Here is a 17597-nt window from a genome sequence, read left to right on the forward strand (position 1 = left end):
ACGGCCTTCGTCCGCCCCGTCGCCGCCCGCAGCCGCAGGGGGCGTGAGAACCCCGCGCCCGCCCCACACCTCGGCCCGCCCGCCGGGCCGCACCCTTCACCTTCACCCCCAAGGAGTCCCATGCCCACGCTCACCCTGCCCCCGGCGGGACTCGTCCGCCCCGCGGCACCCCGTCCCGGTGACCGTGTCGCCGTCATCGCCGCCAGCGGCCCGCCCAACCAGGAGAACCTGGAGGTCGGCCTCGAATCGCTGCGCGGGCTCGGCCTGAAGCCCGAGGTCTTCGCCTCGGCGCGGGCGGGCGGCGAGTACCTCGCCGGAGACGACGCCCTGCGCGCCCGCGACCTCACCACGGCGCTCACCGATCCGGCGTTCACGGCCGTCTTCTGCGCGTCCGGCGGCTACGGCGCCCAGCGGACCCTCGAACTGGTCGACTGGGACGCCGTCGGCACCCCCACCCCGCGCACCGTCATCGGCTTCTCCGACGTGACGGCGCTGCTGGAAGCGGTGGCCGTGAAGCTGGGCTGGACGGGACTGTTCGGCCCGATGCCCGCCATCCGCGGCTTCCACCCCGGGCGGGCCGACTTCGACGCACTCGCCGCCCTGCTCACCGACCCCGCCTCGGTGAAGGAGCTGCGCTTCCCCGACTCCCGTCCGCTGGTGGGCGGTTCGGCCGAGGGCGTCACCCTGGGCGGCACGGTCACGCTGCTGGCCTGCTCGCTGGGTACCGGGACGTCGCTGCCGGCGCGCGGCGGCATCGTCCTGCTGGAGGACGTCGACGAGGAGACCTTCCGCCTCGACCGCTTCCTCACCCAGCTGCGCCGCGCCGGCTACTTCGACGGCGCCGCCGGCATCGTCTGCGGCACCTTCACCGACTGCGGCACCCGCGAACGCGTCGAGGAACTGCTGCACGACCGGCTCGGCGACCTCGGCATCCCGGTCCTGGCCGGCGCGGACATCGGCCACGGCGTCCCGCAGCAGACGTTCCCGGTCGGCACCCGGGCCCGCCTCGACGCGGACGCGGGCGTCCTGACGTTCCTGGACCCGGTGCTCGCCTGACCGGCCACGCGAACGGAACCGACAGGGCGGGGAGCGGGCCAAAGGGTCCGCTCCCCGCCCTTTTCGCACCTCCGACGGGCCGCCGACCACCATCACCCGGGCGACGGCGCCGTGTTCAAGAGTTGACGCCATCTCAGGTCGGCGGCGAGCCCGCAGTTCGCGTCCGCGTACGGCAAGCGGATACCTCTTTCTCGGCGAACCCAGAGCCGCGGGACACCCCGCCCTCGAAGCACCCGGGACCGCGGGACACCCCGGCCAAGCGCCCGGTCCGACCCGCCGGATCGGTCCGACCCGGCCACCCAGGTCAACCTCTCCCGCCCGTCCTCGCAGGCCATCACCCTGCATGGACCGATCAAGGCGAGGCTCCAGAACACCACCACCGCGCACCGGGCACACCCCGCCTGCCGCACTCGCTCGCCCTCACCGCCGTACCCCGGCGGCCGTGATCCCACGCGACCCGCGGCGGGACTTTCGCATCTGCGATCCTTCCGTGACGCGGCCCGCCGCCCCGCTCCGTCGAGGGAGACCCACCCTCGCGCATTTCCCTCGACGACGGGCGACACCCGACGGCCCCTCAAATCCCCTTTGCTGCACGCTCATTGACGCCCCCCACCCGCGGTGATTCACTTCGTGGCTGAGAGCGCTCTCAGAGATCGGGGGCCAGTTGACGGCCCCGTCCATTCACCCTATGCAGGGAGAGCCGTGTCCATGATTCCCTCTCGTCGTGGTGTGCTGCGCGGGGCGGCCGCCGCGTCGGTGCCGCTGATCAGCGGTATCTGCTCAGGACCGGCGTTCGCGTCGACCACCGCCGACTCGCACGGGTCCGGCGGAGGCCCCGGCGGGGCCCACGCCACGCTCGGCCCGAACGTCATCGTCTTCGATCCGTCCATGAGCGACGCGTCGATTCAGGCCAAGGTCGACGCCGTGTTCGCCGTCCAGGAGTCCAACCAGTTCGGCGACGAACGCTTCGCCCTGGCCTTCCTGCCGGGCACCTACACCGTCGACATCAACGTCGGCTTCTACACCCATGTCCTGGGCCTGGGCGCCAGCCCCTCCGACGTGGTGATCAACGGTCATGTCACCGTCGACGCCCAGTGGTTCGACGGCAACGGCACCCAGAACTTCTGGCGGGCCGCGGAGAACCTGACCATCGTGCCGCCGGACGGACTGGAGCGCTGGGCGGTCGCCCAGGCCGCCCCGATGCGCCGCGTCCACATCAAGGGCAACATCACCCTGTGGCCGAGCCCGCCCGGCAACCAGTGGTCCAGCGGCGGCTTCCTCGCCGACAGCGTGGTCGACGGGTACGTCGAGTCCGGCTCCCAGCAGCAGTGGCTCTCCCGCAACGACACCTTCGGCAGCTGGAACGGCTCCAACTGGAACATGGTGTTCGTCGGGACCCAGGGCGCCCCCGCGCAGTCCTTCCCGACGCCGCCGTACACCACCGTCGACCGCACCCCCGTGATCCGGGAGAAGCCGTTCCTCACCGTGGACCGCCACGGCTCCTACCAGGTGTTCGTGCCCGCGCTGCGCACCAACAGCACCGGCACGACCTGGGCCGGCGGCCCGGCCAAGGGACACACCATCCCGCTCTCGCAGTTCCATGTCGCCTCCCCCGGCGACTCGGCCGCGACGATCAACCGCGCCCTCGCGTCCGGCAAGCACCTCCTGTTCACGCCGGGCATCTACGACATCTCCGCGCCGCTGCGCGTGAACCGGCCCGGCACCGTGGTCCTCGGCCTCGGCCTGACCACCCTGCGCTCCACGCACGGCAACACCGTGATCGAGGTCGCCGACGTCCCCGGCGTCACCCTCGCCGGGCTGCTCTTCGAGGCGGCCTCCCGGCACACCCCGGTCCTGCTGCGGGTCGGCGACGGCTGCGGCCGGCGCCGGCACGACACCGACCCGACCGTGCTGTTCGACATCGTCGCCCGGATCGGCGGCGCGCTCGCCGGGGGCGCCGGCGTCAGCGTCCAGATCGACAGCAACGACGTGGTCCTCGACCACCTCTGGCTCTGGCGCGCCGACCACGGCCTGGACGGCACCGTGGGCTGGACGGTCAACCCCGCCGACAGCGGCATCGTGGTCAACGGCGACCACGTCACGGCGTACGGGCTGTTCGTCGAGCACTTCCAGAAGTACGAGGTGAACTGGCAGGGCGAGCACGGCCGCACGTACTTCTTCCAGAACGAGCACCCCTACGACGTCCCCACCCAGACCGCGTGGCGGCACGGCTCCACCCTCGGCTACGCCGCCTACAAGGTCGGCGACCACGTGCGCGACCACCACGCCTGGGGCCTGGGCAGCTACTGCTACTTCAACCTCAACGCGGACATCTACACCGACTGCGCGTACGAGGTCCCCGACACCCCCGGCGTCGTCTTCACCGACCTGATGACGGTCTGCCTCAACGGGGCCGGTGGCGGCGGCATCCTGCACGCCATCGACAAGGCCGGCGACCCGGTCCAGAACGGCTTCGCCACGTACTACATGAAGTCGTACTCGAACGGCGTCGCCGGCGCCTGACATCCGGGAACACGACAGGCGCCCGGGTGGCGACGTGGCCACCGGACCGTGCACGGCGGCGGGTACGCCGGCGCCGGGCGGGCCGTGCGACGGTCCGCCCGGTCGGTCCGGGGCCTCCTCGTCACCGTGTACACACGAAGGCGGAGGCACTGTCCGGGTCGCCGGTGCGGTAACGGGGCCACCGCGGATAGGCGCACAGGGGACGGGTCCGGTCGTGGAGCGTGTCCGTCACGACCGGGTTCGTCGGCGCCTTTCCCTGCTCGGACCAGTCTTCGAGCGCGGAGACCGAGTCCCATGCGGCCGCGAACGCCGGCGTGCCGAAGTTCGCGTGGTTCGCCCCGGGAACGACGTAGTACCGCAGGAACGTGCCCGTCGTCCGGGGGCCCAGGAGGCCGCGTACCCGCGCGTAGTAGTCGGTCGTGGAGAGCGGGGAGACGAGTTCGTCCGCGGCGCCGTGGAGCAGGATCAGCTTCCCGCCCGCGCGGGCGAACGGCCCGAGATCCGTGTCGTTGCGATCCTCGACCGTGGACAGACGGCTGATCCGGTCGAGCCATTCCCCAGGGTGGCGGGGGTCCACGTCGAGGCCGCTGTGGTCCGGGTCCCGCGTCAGGAAGTACTTGACCCACTGGTCCCAGTACTGGAACCCGTAGCCGCTCGTCACCGGCATGGGATCGGCCGGCGCGGTGGTGCCGAACCCGAGGAACGGGGTCCGCATGTCCGCTCCCGCGAGGAACGGGAACCCCGGGTACCCGGTCTCACCGCTGGCGATCCGGTACGGCCACCTGAACGGTGAGGACAGGGCGACGACCGCGCCGATCTGGGGGTCCGACAGGCAGCCCGGACCGGTGTCGGTGCCGCCGGGGCAGCGCAGGACGTGCGGATCGAAGTGGCAGCCGGACGGGTCCGAGACGACGCCGTCCTCGACCCCGTCCAGACCGTCGCAGGCCCTCACGACACGGTCGTGGAGGAGAGTCTGCTTCTCCGGGCCGGGGAAGGCGCCCGGGCGGGACAGCACCTGCGCCAGATACCCCAGGTCCAGGCCCTCGCTGAGGTTGTTCCAGGCGGGAAAGGCCGAGATCACCCCGTCGAACGCCCGCGGCCACCGCTGTGCGACGACGAGACCCTCACGGCCACCGGTCGAGCCTCCGGAGAAGTAGACCTCGGCGGGGTCCGTTCCGTAGGCGTGCCGGATGAGGAACAGGCTCGCGTCGCGCGTCTTCTTGAGCGCGTCACCGGCGGCGAAGTTGTCCAGGGCCTCGTCGTTCACGCCGAACGAACCGTCCAGGGACGGAGGGGAGGCCGGGTTCTGCCGATGGCCCGAGTCACTGGCGAAGGTCGCGTAGCGCCGGGCCAGCGGAACCGGCTGGTCCGCGGGGCCGAACGGCACGTTCTCCGCCAGGTCGGGAATCGTGCCGTCGAAGCCGCCGCCACCGAACATCATCGCCTTGCGGTTCCAGTCGTACGGCAGGTCGACGCGCATCCTGATGTCGGGCGCGGACGGGTCGACGGGGAAGAGGTCGGCGTCGGCCCGGCAGTACGTGACCGTCCGGCCGCTGACCTGAGCGGTCTCGACCGAGACCGACTCGACGAGGCCGCCGGTCGTCGGCAGGCTCATGGCCGAGGCGGGAATCCGCATCCCGGCCAGTGCGGCGCACTGCGGAACGGTCGCCGCGCGGCCGGGCACGGGCGGGCTCCCGGCGACGGGTCCCGCCCCGAGCAGGGGCAGCACGCCCGCCAGCAGAATCAGGGTGCTCGGCACGCCGGACCGGCGGGTCCTGGTGCCCTGTGCCGGTGTTGCGCTCACGGTCACTCCTCGGCTGTTCGGAGCTCTGCAGCTCGTCGGCGGGGACCGCCGCCGCTCACGCGGTCCCCTCGGGTCGCCCGGCACCGGTCCTTTCCGTACGGCCGCACCGCGTCAGCGGTAGAGATGGGTGCCCGGGACGGCGTCCGGATCGGCACGGACCTCGGCGGTGTTCGTCTCGGGCAGGAACCACGCGCAGAGGGTGGTGATCAGCCCCATGCACGCGATGTAGCCGGCCACCGGCAGGGTGCTTCCGGTCCTCGCGATCAGCGCCGTCATGAGAAACGGTGTGCTGCCGCTGACGGCGATCGCGGAGAGCTGGTAGGCCAGCGACGCGCCCGAGTAGCGGACGCCGGGCGGGAACAGCTCGCCGAGGAAGCCTGCGATGGGGCCGTAGGTGAGGCACTGGAACAGGAATCCCACCGTGATCGCGATGAAGATCAGCGGCAGGGACGCGGTGTCGATGAGCCCGAAGTAGGGGAAGGCCCAGACCACGACCCCGAGGCCGCCGACCAGGATCAGGGGCCGGCGGCCCATCCTGTCCGACAGGTGGCCGGACCAGGGGAGGACGACGAGCATCGCCACCGAGCTGGTCAGCACCACCGCGAGGAGCGGGTTGCGCTCGATGCCCAGCGTGTCCGTGCCGTAGCTGAGGAGTCCGGAGATGCTGACGTAGAAGAGGCTGTTGGTGGCCGAGAGGAGGCCGCAGCCGAGCAGGATGGTCCGCCACCGCTCGCGCACCACCTGGACCAGCGGGGCCCGGACCACCGCGTCCTGCGACTGTGCCGCCTCTCGCTGCAGTTCGCGGAACTCGGGCGTGTCCTCCACCTTGGTCTGGATGTGGAGAACCACCAGGAACATCACGGCGCTGGCCAGGAAGGGTATGCGCCAGCCCCAGCCGAGGAACGCGTGGTCCGGCAGCAGACCGCTCGCGGTCACGAAGATCAGGTTCGAGACGATCACGGCGACGGGGACGCTGGTCTGACCGAACGTCCCCGCGAAGCCCCGCCGTTTGGGACCGGCCGACTCGGTGAGCAGGAGCATGATGCCGCCCCACTGGCCGCCCGCTGCGAGCCCCTGCACGAAGCGCAGGAGGACCAGCAGGGCCGGTGCCCACGCACCGATGGTCGCCGCGCCGGGAAGACACCCGATCAGGAACGTGGCGGCCCCCATGACGGCCAGGCAGGTCACCACGACCGGCTTGCGTCCGTGCATGTCACCGAGGTGTCCGGCCAGCACCCCGCCGATCGGACGGGCCACGAACCCCGCCCAGAACGTGCTGAAGGCGAGGAGGGTCCCCGTCACGGCCGAGGAGTGCGGAAAGAAGACATGGGGGAACACCAGCGCGGCCGCGGTGCCGTAGAGGAAGAAGTCGTACCACTCCATCGAGCTGGCGATGAGACCGGCGGCCAGCAGCCTGCGGGAGACCGGGCGTCGGGGGGTGTGCGTTCCGGCGCCGGGGAGGCTGCCGGACTGCCCTTCGGGTTGTGCGAGCGGAGTTGCCATGGGTGCCGCCTTCGTCCATAGCGGTGGCAGGGGATCGCCGTTACATTAGGGCGCCGTTGAGCTGTGGTTGAGGTGTGCTTCCCCCACACCTCACGCCGATGCGGTGGGTGTTTTCTCCACCTCGTGCCGAGGAGGGATGGCGCTGTGTTCAGCGACCCCGGTGGCGGAGCAGGGCTGTGTTCGCTCGCGCGTCGCGAGCGCGAACTGGCGTCGTTGTACGAGACCGCCAAGTCGCTGACCGCGCTGGGCGAGCCCGACGAGGTGCTCCAGTCGATCGTCCGTCACGCCTACGACCTGATCCGTACGGAGTTCACCTATCTCTCGCTGGTCGGCGCCGACGGCCTGCTGTCGGTCAGGGCGTCGCAGGGAGCGGTGTCGGCCGCCTTCCTGGAGGGGGGCATACCGACCGACGTGGGGCTGGCCGGGAAGGTGCTGGCCTCCCGGACACCGCACTGGGTGCGGCACTACGCGACCGCGACCGTCATCGATCACGATCCGGACCTCGACCGCGTGATCACCACCGAGGGAATCGTCGCGCTGCTCGGCGTGCCCCTGGTCGTCCGAGGGCGGGCGGTGGGCGCCCTGTTCGCCGCGGACCGGTCCGAACGGGCCTTCCACGCCGACGAGATCGCGCTGCTGGGCGCGTTCGCCGATCACGCCGCGGTCGCCCTCGACAACGCCCGCCTGTACGAGGCGAGCCGGACGGCTCTGCGGGAGCTGCAGATCGCGTACGGGCGGATCGAGGAGCACATGACCGTCGTGGAGCGTGCTCAGGCGATCCACGAGGCCCTGACCGGTGTGGTCCTGCGGGGCGGGACGCCGGGCGACGTGACCCAGCTTCTCGCCGATCAGCTGGGCGGGAGCGTGACCCTCCTCGACCCGTACGGCGCGGCTCGGGTGCGCCGGGAATCGGCGTCGAGCCCGTGCCCGACCGCGACGGGGACCGGCCTGGCCGACGCCGTGGAGGACGCGCGCCGCTCGGGCCGCAGCACGACGACGGTGGACGCCGCCGCGGTGGCCCACAGCGTGGCGTCGATCCAGGCGGGCGACAGCTACCTCGGCGCGCTGGTGTGGACCCGGGAGCCGGTCCCCGGCCACGGAGTCCCGCACGAGACGGACCTGCGGACGCTGGAGCGGGCCACGCACATCCTCGGGCTGCTCATCCTCAAGGAACGGGCCGTCGCCGAGGCGGGCGAGCGCCTGAGCGGAGAACTCCTGACCGAACTCATGGTCGCAGGCCCCGGGATCAGCCCCGCCCAGCGGGCCCGCGCACAGGCCCGTGACATCGACACCGAGCGGCTGGACCTGGTGCTGGTCGCGGACTCGGCAACGTTGTCATCGACCGAACTCGCGCGTCGTCTGCACGACTTGGCGCGGGCCCGCTGCGGTCTGGCCGGCGAGCATCTGGGCCGGGCCACGATGATCCTGCCGAGCACCGACGACGAGCGCACCGCCGAGGAGGTCCACCGTGTGCTGCGCCGGACGCTGGGCGGCCCCGTCGCCGTCGTCGCGGAACGGGTGGTCCGTCAGGACTGGGCCCGCGCCTTCTCGCTGGCCGGCCGCTGCGGCGCCGTGATGCGGGCGATCGGGCACACCGACCTGGGCGCCACGACGGGCCGGTACGCCCTCTACGCCATGATCTTCGACTCCGAACGGGCGGGTGAGCTCGACCGCTTCATCTCCGACTCCATCGGCCCGCTGCTCGAATACGACCGTCGGCGCGGCACCGACCTGGTGGACACCCTCAGCACTTACTACGTCCATCGCGCCAATGTGGCCGCGACCGCAAGGGCGTTGTACGTGCACGTCAACACGCTGCTCAAACGGCTGGATCGCGCCGACAGCGTCCTCGGCCTCGACTGGCGCCGCGCGAACGACCTGGAACTCCAGCTCGGGCTCCGGCTGCACCGGCTCAGAGGGATCGCGACCGGTTGAAGACTTGACCGTATTGGTCTGGTCCAATAATCTCTGGCCCGCACAGAACTACACAGGGCTCAACACCCCCAGCCGTCAACCCAGTTGATGATGCAGCCGCCGGCTGGAGGAGAGCCCGGCCGTCCACCGAGGACCCGCCCGGCCGTGGCGGCCCCCGGTCGGCGGCGCCTTCGCCCCGCTCGTCGCCATCCAGGAACCACACACGCACCTGCGTTTCCCACCGCCGACACCGATCACTGCAGGCGACGGGGCGAACGACGCGATCATGTCTCTTCTCCGGAGGCCACACCCATGCAACTGATCCCCCCACGAGAGCCGCGCGCGTGGAAGAGAGCGCTCTCACTGATTCCCGTGGTCCTGATGACGGTGGCGGCCACCGTCACGACGACCCTCGAAGCCCAAGCGGCGGTGCCCGCCACGCCCTCGGGCTTCACGCTCACCTGGAGCGACGACTTCAACGGCGCGTCCGGCACCGGCATCGACCAGAGCCTGTGGAAGTACGACACCGGGCCGGGCAGCAGCTTCGGCACCGGTGAGATCGAGACCATGACCAACAGCACCTCGAACGTCTACTACGACGGTCAGGGTCATCTGGTGCTGCAGGCGCTGCACTCGGGCTCCGACGCGAAGAGCGGCTGGACCTCCGGGCGTGTGGAGACCCAGTCGGCCTCCTTCGGCGCCGACGCCGGCGGTGTCGTACGCATCGAGTCCGTGCTCCAGCAGCCCGACGTCAGCACCGCGAACGGCGCCGGGTACTGGCCGGCGTTCTGGATGCTCGGCGCGCCGCTGCGCGACGGAGTGACCTGGCCCAAGTCGGGCGAGGTCGACATCATGGAGGACATCAACGGCCGCAGCTCCGTCTTCAGCACCCTGCACTGCGGCGTGAACCCGGGCGGCCCGTGCAACGAGTCGACCGGCATCGGCTCGGGCGAGCGCGCCTGTTCGGGCTGCCAGACCGGCTTCCACGACTACGCGGCGGAGATCGACCGCTCGGTGTCGCCGGAGCAGATCCGGTTCTACCTGGACGGGACCAACTTCTTCACCATCAGCGCCAACCAGGTGGACGCCACGACCTGGTCCGACGCCGTCGACCACCCGTTCTTCATCATCTACGACCTGGCCATGGGCGGCGGCTTCCCCGACGCCTTCGGCGGCGGGCCGACCTCGTCCACGGTCTCCGGCGGCAAGCTGGTCATCGACTCGGTGGCCGTCTACAACAAGGCCGCGGGCTCCGGGGGCGGCAGCGGTTCGGTGACGGGCCAGACCATCACCGGTCCGGGCGGCAAGTGCGTGGACGTGTCCGGTGACGACACCGGCGGCGACGGCACCGCGGTCCAGCTCTGGGACTGCCAGTCGGCGGCCAAGGACCAGCACTGGACCTGGAGCGGCCAGACCCTGCAGACCCTGGGCAAGTGCCTGGACATCGCCGGCGGCGCCAGCGCCAACGGCACCAAGCTCCAACTGGCCACCTGCAACGGCGGCGGCTACCAGAACTGGGTGCGCCAGAGCGACGGCTCCCTGCGCAACCCGACCACCGGCCGGTGCATCGACTCCCCGTCGGGTGCCACCGCGAACGGCACCCGCCTGCAGATCTACGACTGCAACGGCTCCACCGCCCAGCAGTACGCCATCGGGACCCCGATCTACGGACCGGGCAGCAAGTGCGTGGACGTGGCGGGCGACGACACCGGCGGCGACGGCACCGCGGTCCAGCTCTGGGACTGCCAGCAGGCCACCTCGCTCGACCAGAAGTGGACCTGGAACGGCCAGACGCTGCGCACGCTGGGCAAGTGCCTGGACATCGCCGGCGGGGTCAACGCCAACGGCACCAAGCTCCAGCTGGCGACCTGCAACGGCGGCGGCTACCAGAACTGGGTCGCCAACTCCGACGGTTCGATGTCCAACCCGACCACCGGCCGGTGCATCGACTCCCCGTCGGGCGCCACCGCGAACGGCACCCGCCTGCAGATCTACGACTGCAACGGCTCCGCCGCGCAGAAGTTCGCGCTGGCGTGAGCATGGCTCCGGGCGCCGCGTGCACCGCGGCGCCCGGGGTGACGTGAGAGGGGCCCGGCTGATGCCGGGCCCCTCTTTCGCGACGGGGGGCAGCGGGTGGACCGGCGGCCTGCGGACCATGAGTCCGGCGAGCCGCCGATCCGCTCCACCCCGCGTCGGCGATGTCACGGCGCACAGGCCCCTGCGGGCCGGTGGCGGACGTCAGCCGCGGACGATGTTCTCCGCCTGGGGGCCCTTCTGGCCCTGCGTGACGTCGAAGGTGACCGGCTCGCCCTCGATCAGCTCGCGGTAACCGTTGCCGGAGATGTTCGAGTAGTGGGCGAAGACGTCCGGGCCGCCGCCGTCCTGGGCGATGAAGCCGAAGCCCTTCTCGGAGTTGAACCACTTCACGGTGCCGCTGGCCATACTGCGTCCTTCGATCTTGCCGGGTTTGCCGGCCGGGATGATAAGCGGGTTTTCCCTTGACGAGAAAGGCCCGGCGTCCGTCCTACCCCGACAAGGGTGGCTCTATTCGATCATCCTTAGACGAGTCCGGCAAGGCCCCGGGAGCACGGCCTGCCGACACCGCCGACTTCGCACCCGTGACCGTGGGCGCGCCTCGGGGCGGCGGACGGCGCCGCACGGAGGGTCAGGCGGGGCGCTTCTCGCCCACTCCCGCGTACACCCAGTACTGCGACGGGTTCTCCGGAATCTCGTCCTGCGGGCCGGGGCGCCACAGGGGGACGTAGACGAGTCCGGGGTCCACCAGGTCGAAGCCGTCGAAGAGTTCGCCGATCTCGGCCCGGGACCGGGCGGTGACCGGGGAGGTGGCCCGGGAGCTGTACAGCTGCCCGACGGCCGCCGCCGTCTCCGGGCGGTCCTCGTCGGTGGCGTGGGTCAGCGCGAGCCAGCTGCCGTCGGGGACCGCGTCCCGGTAGGCCGCCACGATCTTCGCCGGGTCCTCCTCACGGGTGATGAAATGCATGATCGTGATCATCAGGACCGCGACCGGCTGGTCGAAGTCGATGAGTTCACGCACCTGCGGTGCGGACAGCACGTCCGCGGGCCGGCGGATGTCCGCCGCGACGATCGCCGCGTCCGGGTTCCCGGCGAGCAGGGCCTCGCTGTGCGCGACCGCGACGGGGTCGTTGTCCACGTAGACCACTCGGGTACCGGGACTGAGCGACTGAGCGGCCTCGTGGACGTTGCCCTGGGTGGGGATGCCGGAGCCGAGGTCGATGAACTGGCGGACCCCACGCTCGACGAGGAAGCGCACCGCGCGCTGGAGGAAGGCCCGGTTGGCGCGGGCCAGCGTGCGCACCTGCGGATCGATCGCGGTGAACGCGGCGACCGCCTCGCGGTCTATGGCGAAGTTGTGCTCGCCGCCCAGCATGGCGTCGTACATCCGGGCGACACTCGCCTTGTACGGATCGACGCCCTGCGGCAGTCCGGCCTCGTCCTGCATCACAACTCCCGTAGGTTACGGCTGACTTGACTATGCATCATATAGTTGCCGATGGCACGATCCGCCGCACCCGGCTGCTGCCGAACGCCCCACGAGCCCGACACCCCGGCCGGCTCCCCCCGGAAGGCGACGAACACTGCGGAACACAGAACGCGGCACGCCCGACGAACCGCCTCCCCCTGCCTCGTCGCCTTCCCCCGGCGTATCGCCTCCCCCTGCCTCATCACCCCTCCTGGCCCGCTTCTCCCCCGCGGCCGACGCCATCGGATCCGAACTGGACCTGCACCTCACCGGCCGCCATGTCGTCCACGCCCTCACCCCGGGCTTCAGCGACGCGGCCTCGGTGTACCTGCTGCAGCACTGGCTGCGGGAGGAGAGCGCGAGCGCCCCGCTCGACCCGCCGCAGATCGAGGCGCGCCGGCTGGCCCTGCGGATCGGTCTCGGCAGCTCCGAGGAATGGGACCACCTGCTGCCCATAGGGGAGACGATCGTGTTCCCCAAGGACACGCCCTACGCCCGCGCCGTCGCCGACGGACGGACCCAACTCCTCGACTCCGTGGACCCGCACACGTTCGACCGGCTGCGGCTCACCGATCCCGACGACCCTGGGCTGCGCGGCCTGCTGCGCACCGCCTCCTTCCTCATCGTCCCGCTGCACCTGCGCGGCGCGGCGATCGGGTTCATCGCCTGCACCCGGGGGCCGGACCGCGCCCCGTTCAGCCACGGCGAGGCCGTCGCCCTGGAGTCGCTCGCCGCGCGTACGGGCGTGGCCCTCGACAACGCCCGCCGCTACGAGCGGGAACGCCGCACCGCGCTGTCCATCCGCCGAAGCCTGCTGCCCGAGACCGGCCAGTCCTTCGACGGATGCCGGGTCGCCCACGCCTGTCGCCCGGCCGGTGAGGACAACGTTATCGGGGGCGACTGGTACGACGTGGTGCCCCTCGCGGGCCGCAGGCTCGCCATGATCGTCGGCGACGCCATGGGACACGGCCCGGAGGCCGCCGTCGCGATGATCCAACTGAGGACCGCCGTACGGACGCTGGCCACCCTGGACATCGAACCCGCCGAAATGATGCGCCGGCTCGACACGGTCGCCTCGGACACGCCCGGCGCGTCCTTCGCGACCTGCGTCTACGTCGAGTGGGACGCCGACCGGCAGACCTGCACCCTCGTCGGTGCCGGCCATCCCCCGCCGCTGGTACGCCCGTTGAAGGGTCCGGCCGTACCGGTGTCGCTCAAGAGCGCGGGACTGCCCCTCGGACTGGGCACCGCCCGCTACGAACCCACGGTGCTCCACATCACCGAGCCGACGCTGCTCCTCCTCTACAGCGACGGGCTGGTGGAGTCCCGCACCCATGACATCGACGAGGGCATCGACCGGCTCGCCGCCGCCCTCGACGCGGCCGTCGCACTCGATGCAGCTGTCGCCCTGGACGCCGCGCACGCCGTCGCACCCGCCGCCCTGTCCGCCGTGTGCAGCCAACTCCTGGGCGACGTACAGCCCATGCAGCGGACCGACGACCGGACGCTGCTTCTCGCCGCACTGGGGCCGGACGGACCCCCACCGGCCGCGCGGGCCCGGCGTCCCGCGGTCGCCGCAAGGAACCGGGAGGCGGATCCGCCGGAGTGAGCCGGTGCTACCTGATCGAGGGGGCGACCGGCCCCTGGGCGATCAGGACGTCGGCCGCGTGGTGCCAGCCGAGTGACGCGTAGAGGCGCCGGCCCTCCTCGCTGGCGATGAGCAGACCGGTACGGGCGCCCTGGGACACGGCGCTCTCCGCCAGAGCACTCATCATGGCGCGGCCCAGGCCGCGGCGGCGGTGCGCCGCGTCCGTCTCGATGCGGTCGGCGATCGCGTGGGCGCCGACCACGGCCATGGTGCCGCGCGCCGCGAGCTCTCCGGAGGCGTCATGGAGGGAAACAACGGTGACCGGCCCGTCCGTGCGGACCTCACGCTCGTACGGCGCCGCGGGCCCGTACTTCGGGTGCTCGGTCAGATCGGTCGTCATGAAGCACTCGGAGCGGAAGACCAACTCCAGTCCAGCGGCGGCGACGACGGCTTCGACGGCGACCGGGCGCAGGGTGGGGACCGTGAGCCAGGTGGTCCGTGTGGCGGCGGCCACGCCTGCCGCCAGCCGTGCCACGGACTCGGGCTGCTCATCCGCTCGGAGCGCGAACACCTGCACGTCCCGGCCGGGTTGACGGCACTCGGACCGCAGGCCGTCCCCGGCCGGCTCGATCGCCTCGGCCTCGGGCAGGGAGCGGGCCTCGGTCCAGCCGTTCACCCAACGCCGTATCAGCTCTGGTTCGATCTTCGTCATCCGGCGATTAGACCATGACCGCGTACGGTGGGGGGTGAGCGGCCATCCCCCGTCGAGGGCTGCGCCCCGGCACCGCGGTCCGCAGACTGGGACCATGCCGAAGCCCGACGTACGAGCGCTTTTCGATGCCACCGGCGTCGTCCGTCTCTCTGGTGCGTTCACCGCGGACGAGGCGTCCGCCATGCGCCACGCGATGTGGCGGCACGCCGAACACCAGGCGGGGCTGCGGCCCACCGACCCCGCCTCCTGGGCGGACTCGCCCGTACTGAACTGGCGGGGTCTCACCCGTGATCCGGTGTTCACGCCGCTCGCGGACAACCCGCCGGTGAGCGACGCCCTGGACGCGATCTTCGGGACGCCGCTACCGCAACGCCTTGCCGGCGCCGGTCGGCGCGGGCAGGGAGAACTGGCGCGCGTTCATGCGCCATCAGCCCTGGCCGGCCCGCCTTCTCGACGGCGCCGGCCTCCCGGACGGCGGTCGGCCGCTGGTCGGCGAGGCGGGTGTGATCGACGGAGTCCCGGTCGAGGTCATCGAGTTGACCGGACTGCCGGGTGACGTCGTGATCACCCACTCACACGTGTTTCACGCGCGCTCGCCCAACACCGGCGCGACTCCCCGCCTGATGCTGGGCAAGGAGATCCGCCGCGCCCGGACTCACGGGGCGGAACTTCACTGACAGAAGATGTCAGCGGAGCTCCGGATAGTGGTGCCATGATCTTCCGTCACCCCTCCCCGCGCGCCGAACGGCTGCTCGTCTCCGCCGCCTTCGCGACCGCCCTCGGCAACAACGTCCAACTCATCGTCGGGGCGCTGCTCCTGGTCCGGGAGCAGCAGACCATGCTGGCCGTGGGCTGGCTGTTCATCGCCGTCGCCGTACCGCAGGCGCTGCTGTCGCCCTTTTTCGGCCGGATGGCCGACCGCCACGACCGGCGCGCCCTGTGGATCGGCTGCGATGCCACGAGCGCGGCCCTGGCCCTGGCGCTGCCGCTGTGGCTCGCCTGCGGCGGCGCCCCGGGGCGTGGGATCTACGGAGCCAATCTGGCGCTCGCCGTGGTCGGTGCGCTGTTCCTTCCGGCCAGTTCCGCGCTGATCAAGGAGCGGATCCCGGTGGAGCGGCTGCGGCGGTTCAACGCCCGCTACGAGATGGGGACCCAGGCGGGCATGCTGCTGTCGGCGACCATCGGCGGGCTGTGCGTCCAGGCGTTCGGCAGCGTGCCGCTGCTGGTGTTCAACGCCGGGACCTTCGCGGTCTCCGCGCTCTGCGTCGTCGCGGTCGGGCGCCGCCCGGACCGGGTGCCGACGTCCGCCGTCACCCCGGAGCCGACCCCCCTGCGGACGGCCGAGCGCCGACGGCTGCGCCTGCGCAGCTTCATCCTGCTCTACGCCCAGGGCAGTGTCGTCGTGACGGTCTTCAACGCGCTGATGCCCACCGCCGTCATCGGTGAACTCCATTTCAGCGCGGCCACGTTCGGTGCCGTGGACGCCCTCGGGGGCCTGGGCTTCCTGGCCGCGGCCGGCTGCTACCGGATCGTCGGCAGGCGCAGTCCGGACCTCCGGATCGCCGTCACGGGTTTCCTGCTCTGCAGCGTCGGCCTGGTGCTCCAGAGCCAGTTCGGGATCGCCGGATACGTCGTCGGCGTGCCGCTGGGGGCCTTCGTCTTCGGGCAGGCGCGGATCGCGTCCCGCACCATGCTGATGGCCTCCGCCGACGAGGCCTCGGTGGGCCGGGCCTTCGGACTGGCGAACGGTGGCGGGCTGCTGGCCACGGTCGGCGTGATGTTCCTCGTCGCGACGGTCACCGACCACAGCGACACGCGCTACGGCTTCGGGGTCCTCGCCGCGCTCCAGCTGCTGGCCACCGTGACCGCCGGAGTGCTGCTGCGGTCGCCGGCATCCTCGAGCGGCGCGGCGGCGTCCGCGGGACGGTACCGGTCGAGCACGGCCGCCGCGGTCTTCGCGATCTTTCGGCGCAGCTCCTCGGGCGACAGCACCTCGATCTCCGGACCCAGTGACAGCAGCGCGGGCACGGCCAGGTCGACCGACTCCAGCGGCAGCGTCGCCGTCACCCAGCCGTCGCGGTCCGGCGGTCCGGCCGAGGCTTCGACGGCCCGGACCAGCGCCGCGTCCAGCCGGTCCGGCAGTGCGGCCAGCAGCGACGGCGCGATCCGCACGCAGGCCTGAAGCCGCAGCCTGCGGGCGTCGTAGGCGGCGAGGTAGTCCTGCCAGTGGGCGGTGAGGTCGAAGCCGTCGGGGCGTTCGAAGCCGTCCTCGCCGACGTCGAGGCGGAGGATCGACGAGACCCGGTAGGTGCGCACCGTCCCGTCCACCGCCGCGACCAGGTACCAGACGCCCGCCTTGAGCACCAGACCGTACGGGTCCAGCTCGCGTTCGACCTCCTGCGGCTTGGCCCAGCGGCGGTAGCGCACCTGGATGCGCCGCTGGTTCCAGACGGCCTCGGCGAGCGCGACCAGGACGGGCGGCGAGTCCTTCTCCCGGTACCAGCCGAGCGCGTCGAGGTGGAAGCGCTCACGGATCCGGCCGTCGCGTTCCCGCAGCGGGGCCGGGAGCGCCGCGGTGAGTTTCAGCTGGGCCGCCGCGAGCACCTCGCCCAGCCCCAGGTCGTCCGCGGCACCGGGCAGCCCGGCCAGGAACAGCGATTCGGCCTCGTCGGCGTGGAGTCCGGTGAGCCGGGTCCGGTAGCCGCCGACCAGTTGGTAGCCGCCACCGTGCCCGGCGTCGCCGTAGACCGGGACGCCGGCGCTGATCAGCGAGTCGACGTCCCGGTAGACGGTCCGGGCCGAGACACCGAGCTCCGCAGCGAGCTCGTCGGCCGTCAGCCTGCCCCGGTTCTGCAGCAGGAGCAGCAGGGAGAGGAGCCGGGCCGCACGCATGGCCCGATCATTCCAGGTCCGAACGCCCTTGCGCGCGGGCACCGGTCGTCCGACGCACGACGCGTTCCGTGTACGGCGCCGTCGCCCGCGCCGCTGGTCTGCG

At 71.7% G+C, this 17597-nt stretch carries 12 protein-coding genes and 1 pseudogene; 7 read left to right on the forward strand and 6 right to left on the reverse strand.

What is annotated here, in order from left to right; all coding sequences use genetic code 11:
* Positions 1-120: 120 nt before the first annotated feature.
* Positions 121-1056, forward strand: a complete 936-nt coding sequence (locus tag WN71_RS31375) for a S66 peptidase family protein (protein WP_046583868.1) — start codon at positions 121-123, stop codon at positions 1054-1056.
* Between the two features lie 708 nt (positions 1057-1764).
* Positions 1765-3579, forward strand: coding sequence for an adenylyl cyclase (locus WN71_RS31380; protein ID WP_167382973.1), 1815 nt, complete (start codon positions 1765-1767; stop codon positions 3577-3579).
* A 121-nt stretch (positions 3580-3700) separates the two neighbouring features.
* Here the strand turns inward: WN71_RS31380 and WN71_RS31385 are convergent, their stop codons facing one another.
* Positions 3701-5383 (reverse strand): tannase/feruloyl esterase family alpha/beta hydrolase, encoded by a 1683-nt coding sequence (locus WN71_RS31385; protein ID WP_240529829.1) that lies wholly within the window; start codon positions 5381-5383, stop codon positions 3701-3703.
* Positions 5384-5494: 111 nt separating this feature from the next.
* The gene (locus tag WN71_RS31390; protein WP_046583867.1) at positions 5495-6886 is read right to left on the reverse strand and encodes an MFS transporter; all 1392 of its coding nucleotides are present in this window, start codon (positions 6884-6886) and stop codon (positions 5495-5497) included.
* A gap of 144 nt (positions 6887-7030) precedes the next feature.
* Here WN71_RS31390 and WN71_RS31395 point away from each other — a divergent pair, with 144 nt between their 5' ends.
* Together WN71_RS31395 and WN71_RS31400 are read left to right on the forward strand one after the other, a co-directional pair.
* Complete coding sequence (locus WN71_RS31395) at positions 7031-8821, forward strand: helix-turn-helix domain-containing protein (protein ID WP_107469825.1); 1791 nt, start codon at positions 7031-7033, stop codon at positions 8819-8821.
* Positions 8822-9181: 360 nt separating this feature from the next.
* Positions 9182-10837: a ricin-type beta-trefoil lectin domain protein gene (locus tag WN71_RS31400; protein WP_240529837.1), complete on the forward strand. Its 1656-nt coding sequence runs from the start codon at positions 9182-9184 to the stop codon at positions 10835-10837.
* A 201-nt stretch (positions 10838-11038) separates the two neighbouring features.
* On the opposite strand, the gene WN71_RS31405 is transcribed toward WN71_RS31400, so the two are convergent.
* Positions 11039-11242 carry a cold-shock protein gene (locus tag WN71_RS31405; protein WP_046583865.1) on the reverse strand — a complete coding sequence of 68 codons (204 nt, stop codon included), beginning with the start codon at positions 11240-11242 and terminating at the stop codon, positions 11039-11041.
* A gap of 223 nt (positions 11243-11465) precedes the next feature.
* Positions 11466-12281 (reverse strand): SAM-dependent methyltransferase, encoded by an 816-nt coding sequence (locus tag WN71_RS31410; RefSeq protein WP_046583864.1) that lies wholly within the window; start codon positions 12279-12281, stop codon positions 11466-11468.
* Between the two features lie 343 nt (positions 12282-12624).
* On the opposite strand from WN71_RS31410, the gene WN71_RS31420 reads away from it, so the two are divergent.
* Complete coding sequence (locus WN71_RS31420) at positions 12625-13911, forward strand: PP2C family protein-serine/threonine phosphatase (protein ID WP_338058712.1); 1287 nt, start codon at positions 12625-12627, stop codon at positions 13909-13911.
* A 7-nt stretch (positions 13912-13918) separates the two neighbouring features.
* On the opposite strand, the gene WN71_RS31425 is transcribed toward WN71_RS31420, so the two are convergent.
* Positions 13919-14602 (reverse strand): GNAT family N-acetyltransferase, encoded by a 684-nt coding sequence (locus WN71_RS31425; RefSeq protein ID WP_046583862.1) that lies wholly within the window; start codon positions 14600-14602, stop codon positions 13919-13921.
* Between the two features lie 374 nt (positions 14603-14976).
* Between WN71_RS31425 and WN71_RS31430 the strand changes: the two genes are divergently transcribed.
* Positions 14977-15279, forward strand: a complete 303-nt coding sequence (locus WN71_RS31430) for a hypothetical protein (RefSeq protein ID WP_046583861.1) — start codon at positions 14977-14979, stop codon at positions 15277-15279.
* Positions 15280-15314: 35 nt separating this feature from the next.
* A pseudogene (locus tag WN71_RS40315) lies at positions 15315-16244 on the forward strand (MFS transporter); the annotation flags it as partial.
* Between the two features lie 176 nt (positions 16245-16420).
* Here WN71_RS40315 and WN71_RS31435 read toward each other — a convergent pair.
* A complete protein-coding gene (locus tag WN71_RS31435) occupies positions 16421-17494 on the reverse strand; it encodes a helix-turn-helix transcriptional regulator (RefSeq protein ID WP_046583858.1) in 1074 nt (357 codons plus the stop codon).
* Positions 17495-17597: the final 103 nt, after the last annotated feature.

Source organism: Streptomyces mangrovisoli (assembly GCF_000974985.2).
Lineage (GTDB): Bacteria > Actinomycetota > Actinomycetes > Streptomycetales > Streptomycetaceae > Streptomyces > Streptomyces mangrovisoli.

Coding starts and splice junctions, on each gene's coding strand:
- WN71_RS31380 (WP_167382973.1), top strand. CDS start 1,765: ATGATTCCCTCTCGTCGTGGTGTGCTGCGCGGGGCGGCCGCCGCGTCG.
- WN71_RS31375 (WP_046583868.1), top strand. CDS start 121: ATGCCCACGCTCACCCTGCCCCCGGCGGGACTCGTCCGCCCCGCGGCA.
- WN71_RS31400 (WP_240529837.1), top strand. CDS start 9,182: ATGACGGTGGCGGCCACCGTCACGACGACCCTCGAAGCCCAAGCGGCG.
- WN71_RS31425 (WP_046583862.1), bottom strand. CDS start 14,602: ATGACGAAGATCGAACCAGAGCTGATACGGCGTTGGGTGAACGGCTGG.
- WN71_RS31390 (WP_046583867.1), bottom strand. CDS start 6,886: ATGGCAACTCCGCTCGCACAACCCGAAGGGCAGTCCGGCAGCCTCCCC.
- WN71_RS31435 (WP_046583858.1), bottom strand. CDS start 17,494: ATGCGTGCGGCCCGGCTCCTCTCCCTGCTGCTCCTGCTGCAGAACCGG.
- WN71_RS31410 (WP_046583864.1), bottom strand. CDS start 12,281: ATGCAGGACGAGGCCGGACTGCCGCAGGGCGTCGATCCGTACAAGGCG.
- WN71_RS31405 (WP_046583865.1), bottom strand. CDS start 11,242: ATGGCCAGCGGCACCGTGAAGTGGTTCAACTCCGAGAAGGGCTTCGGC.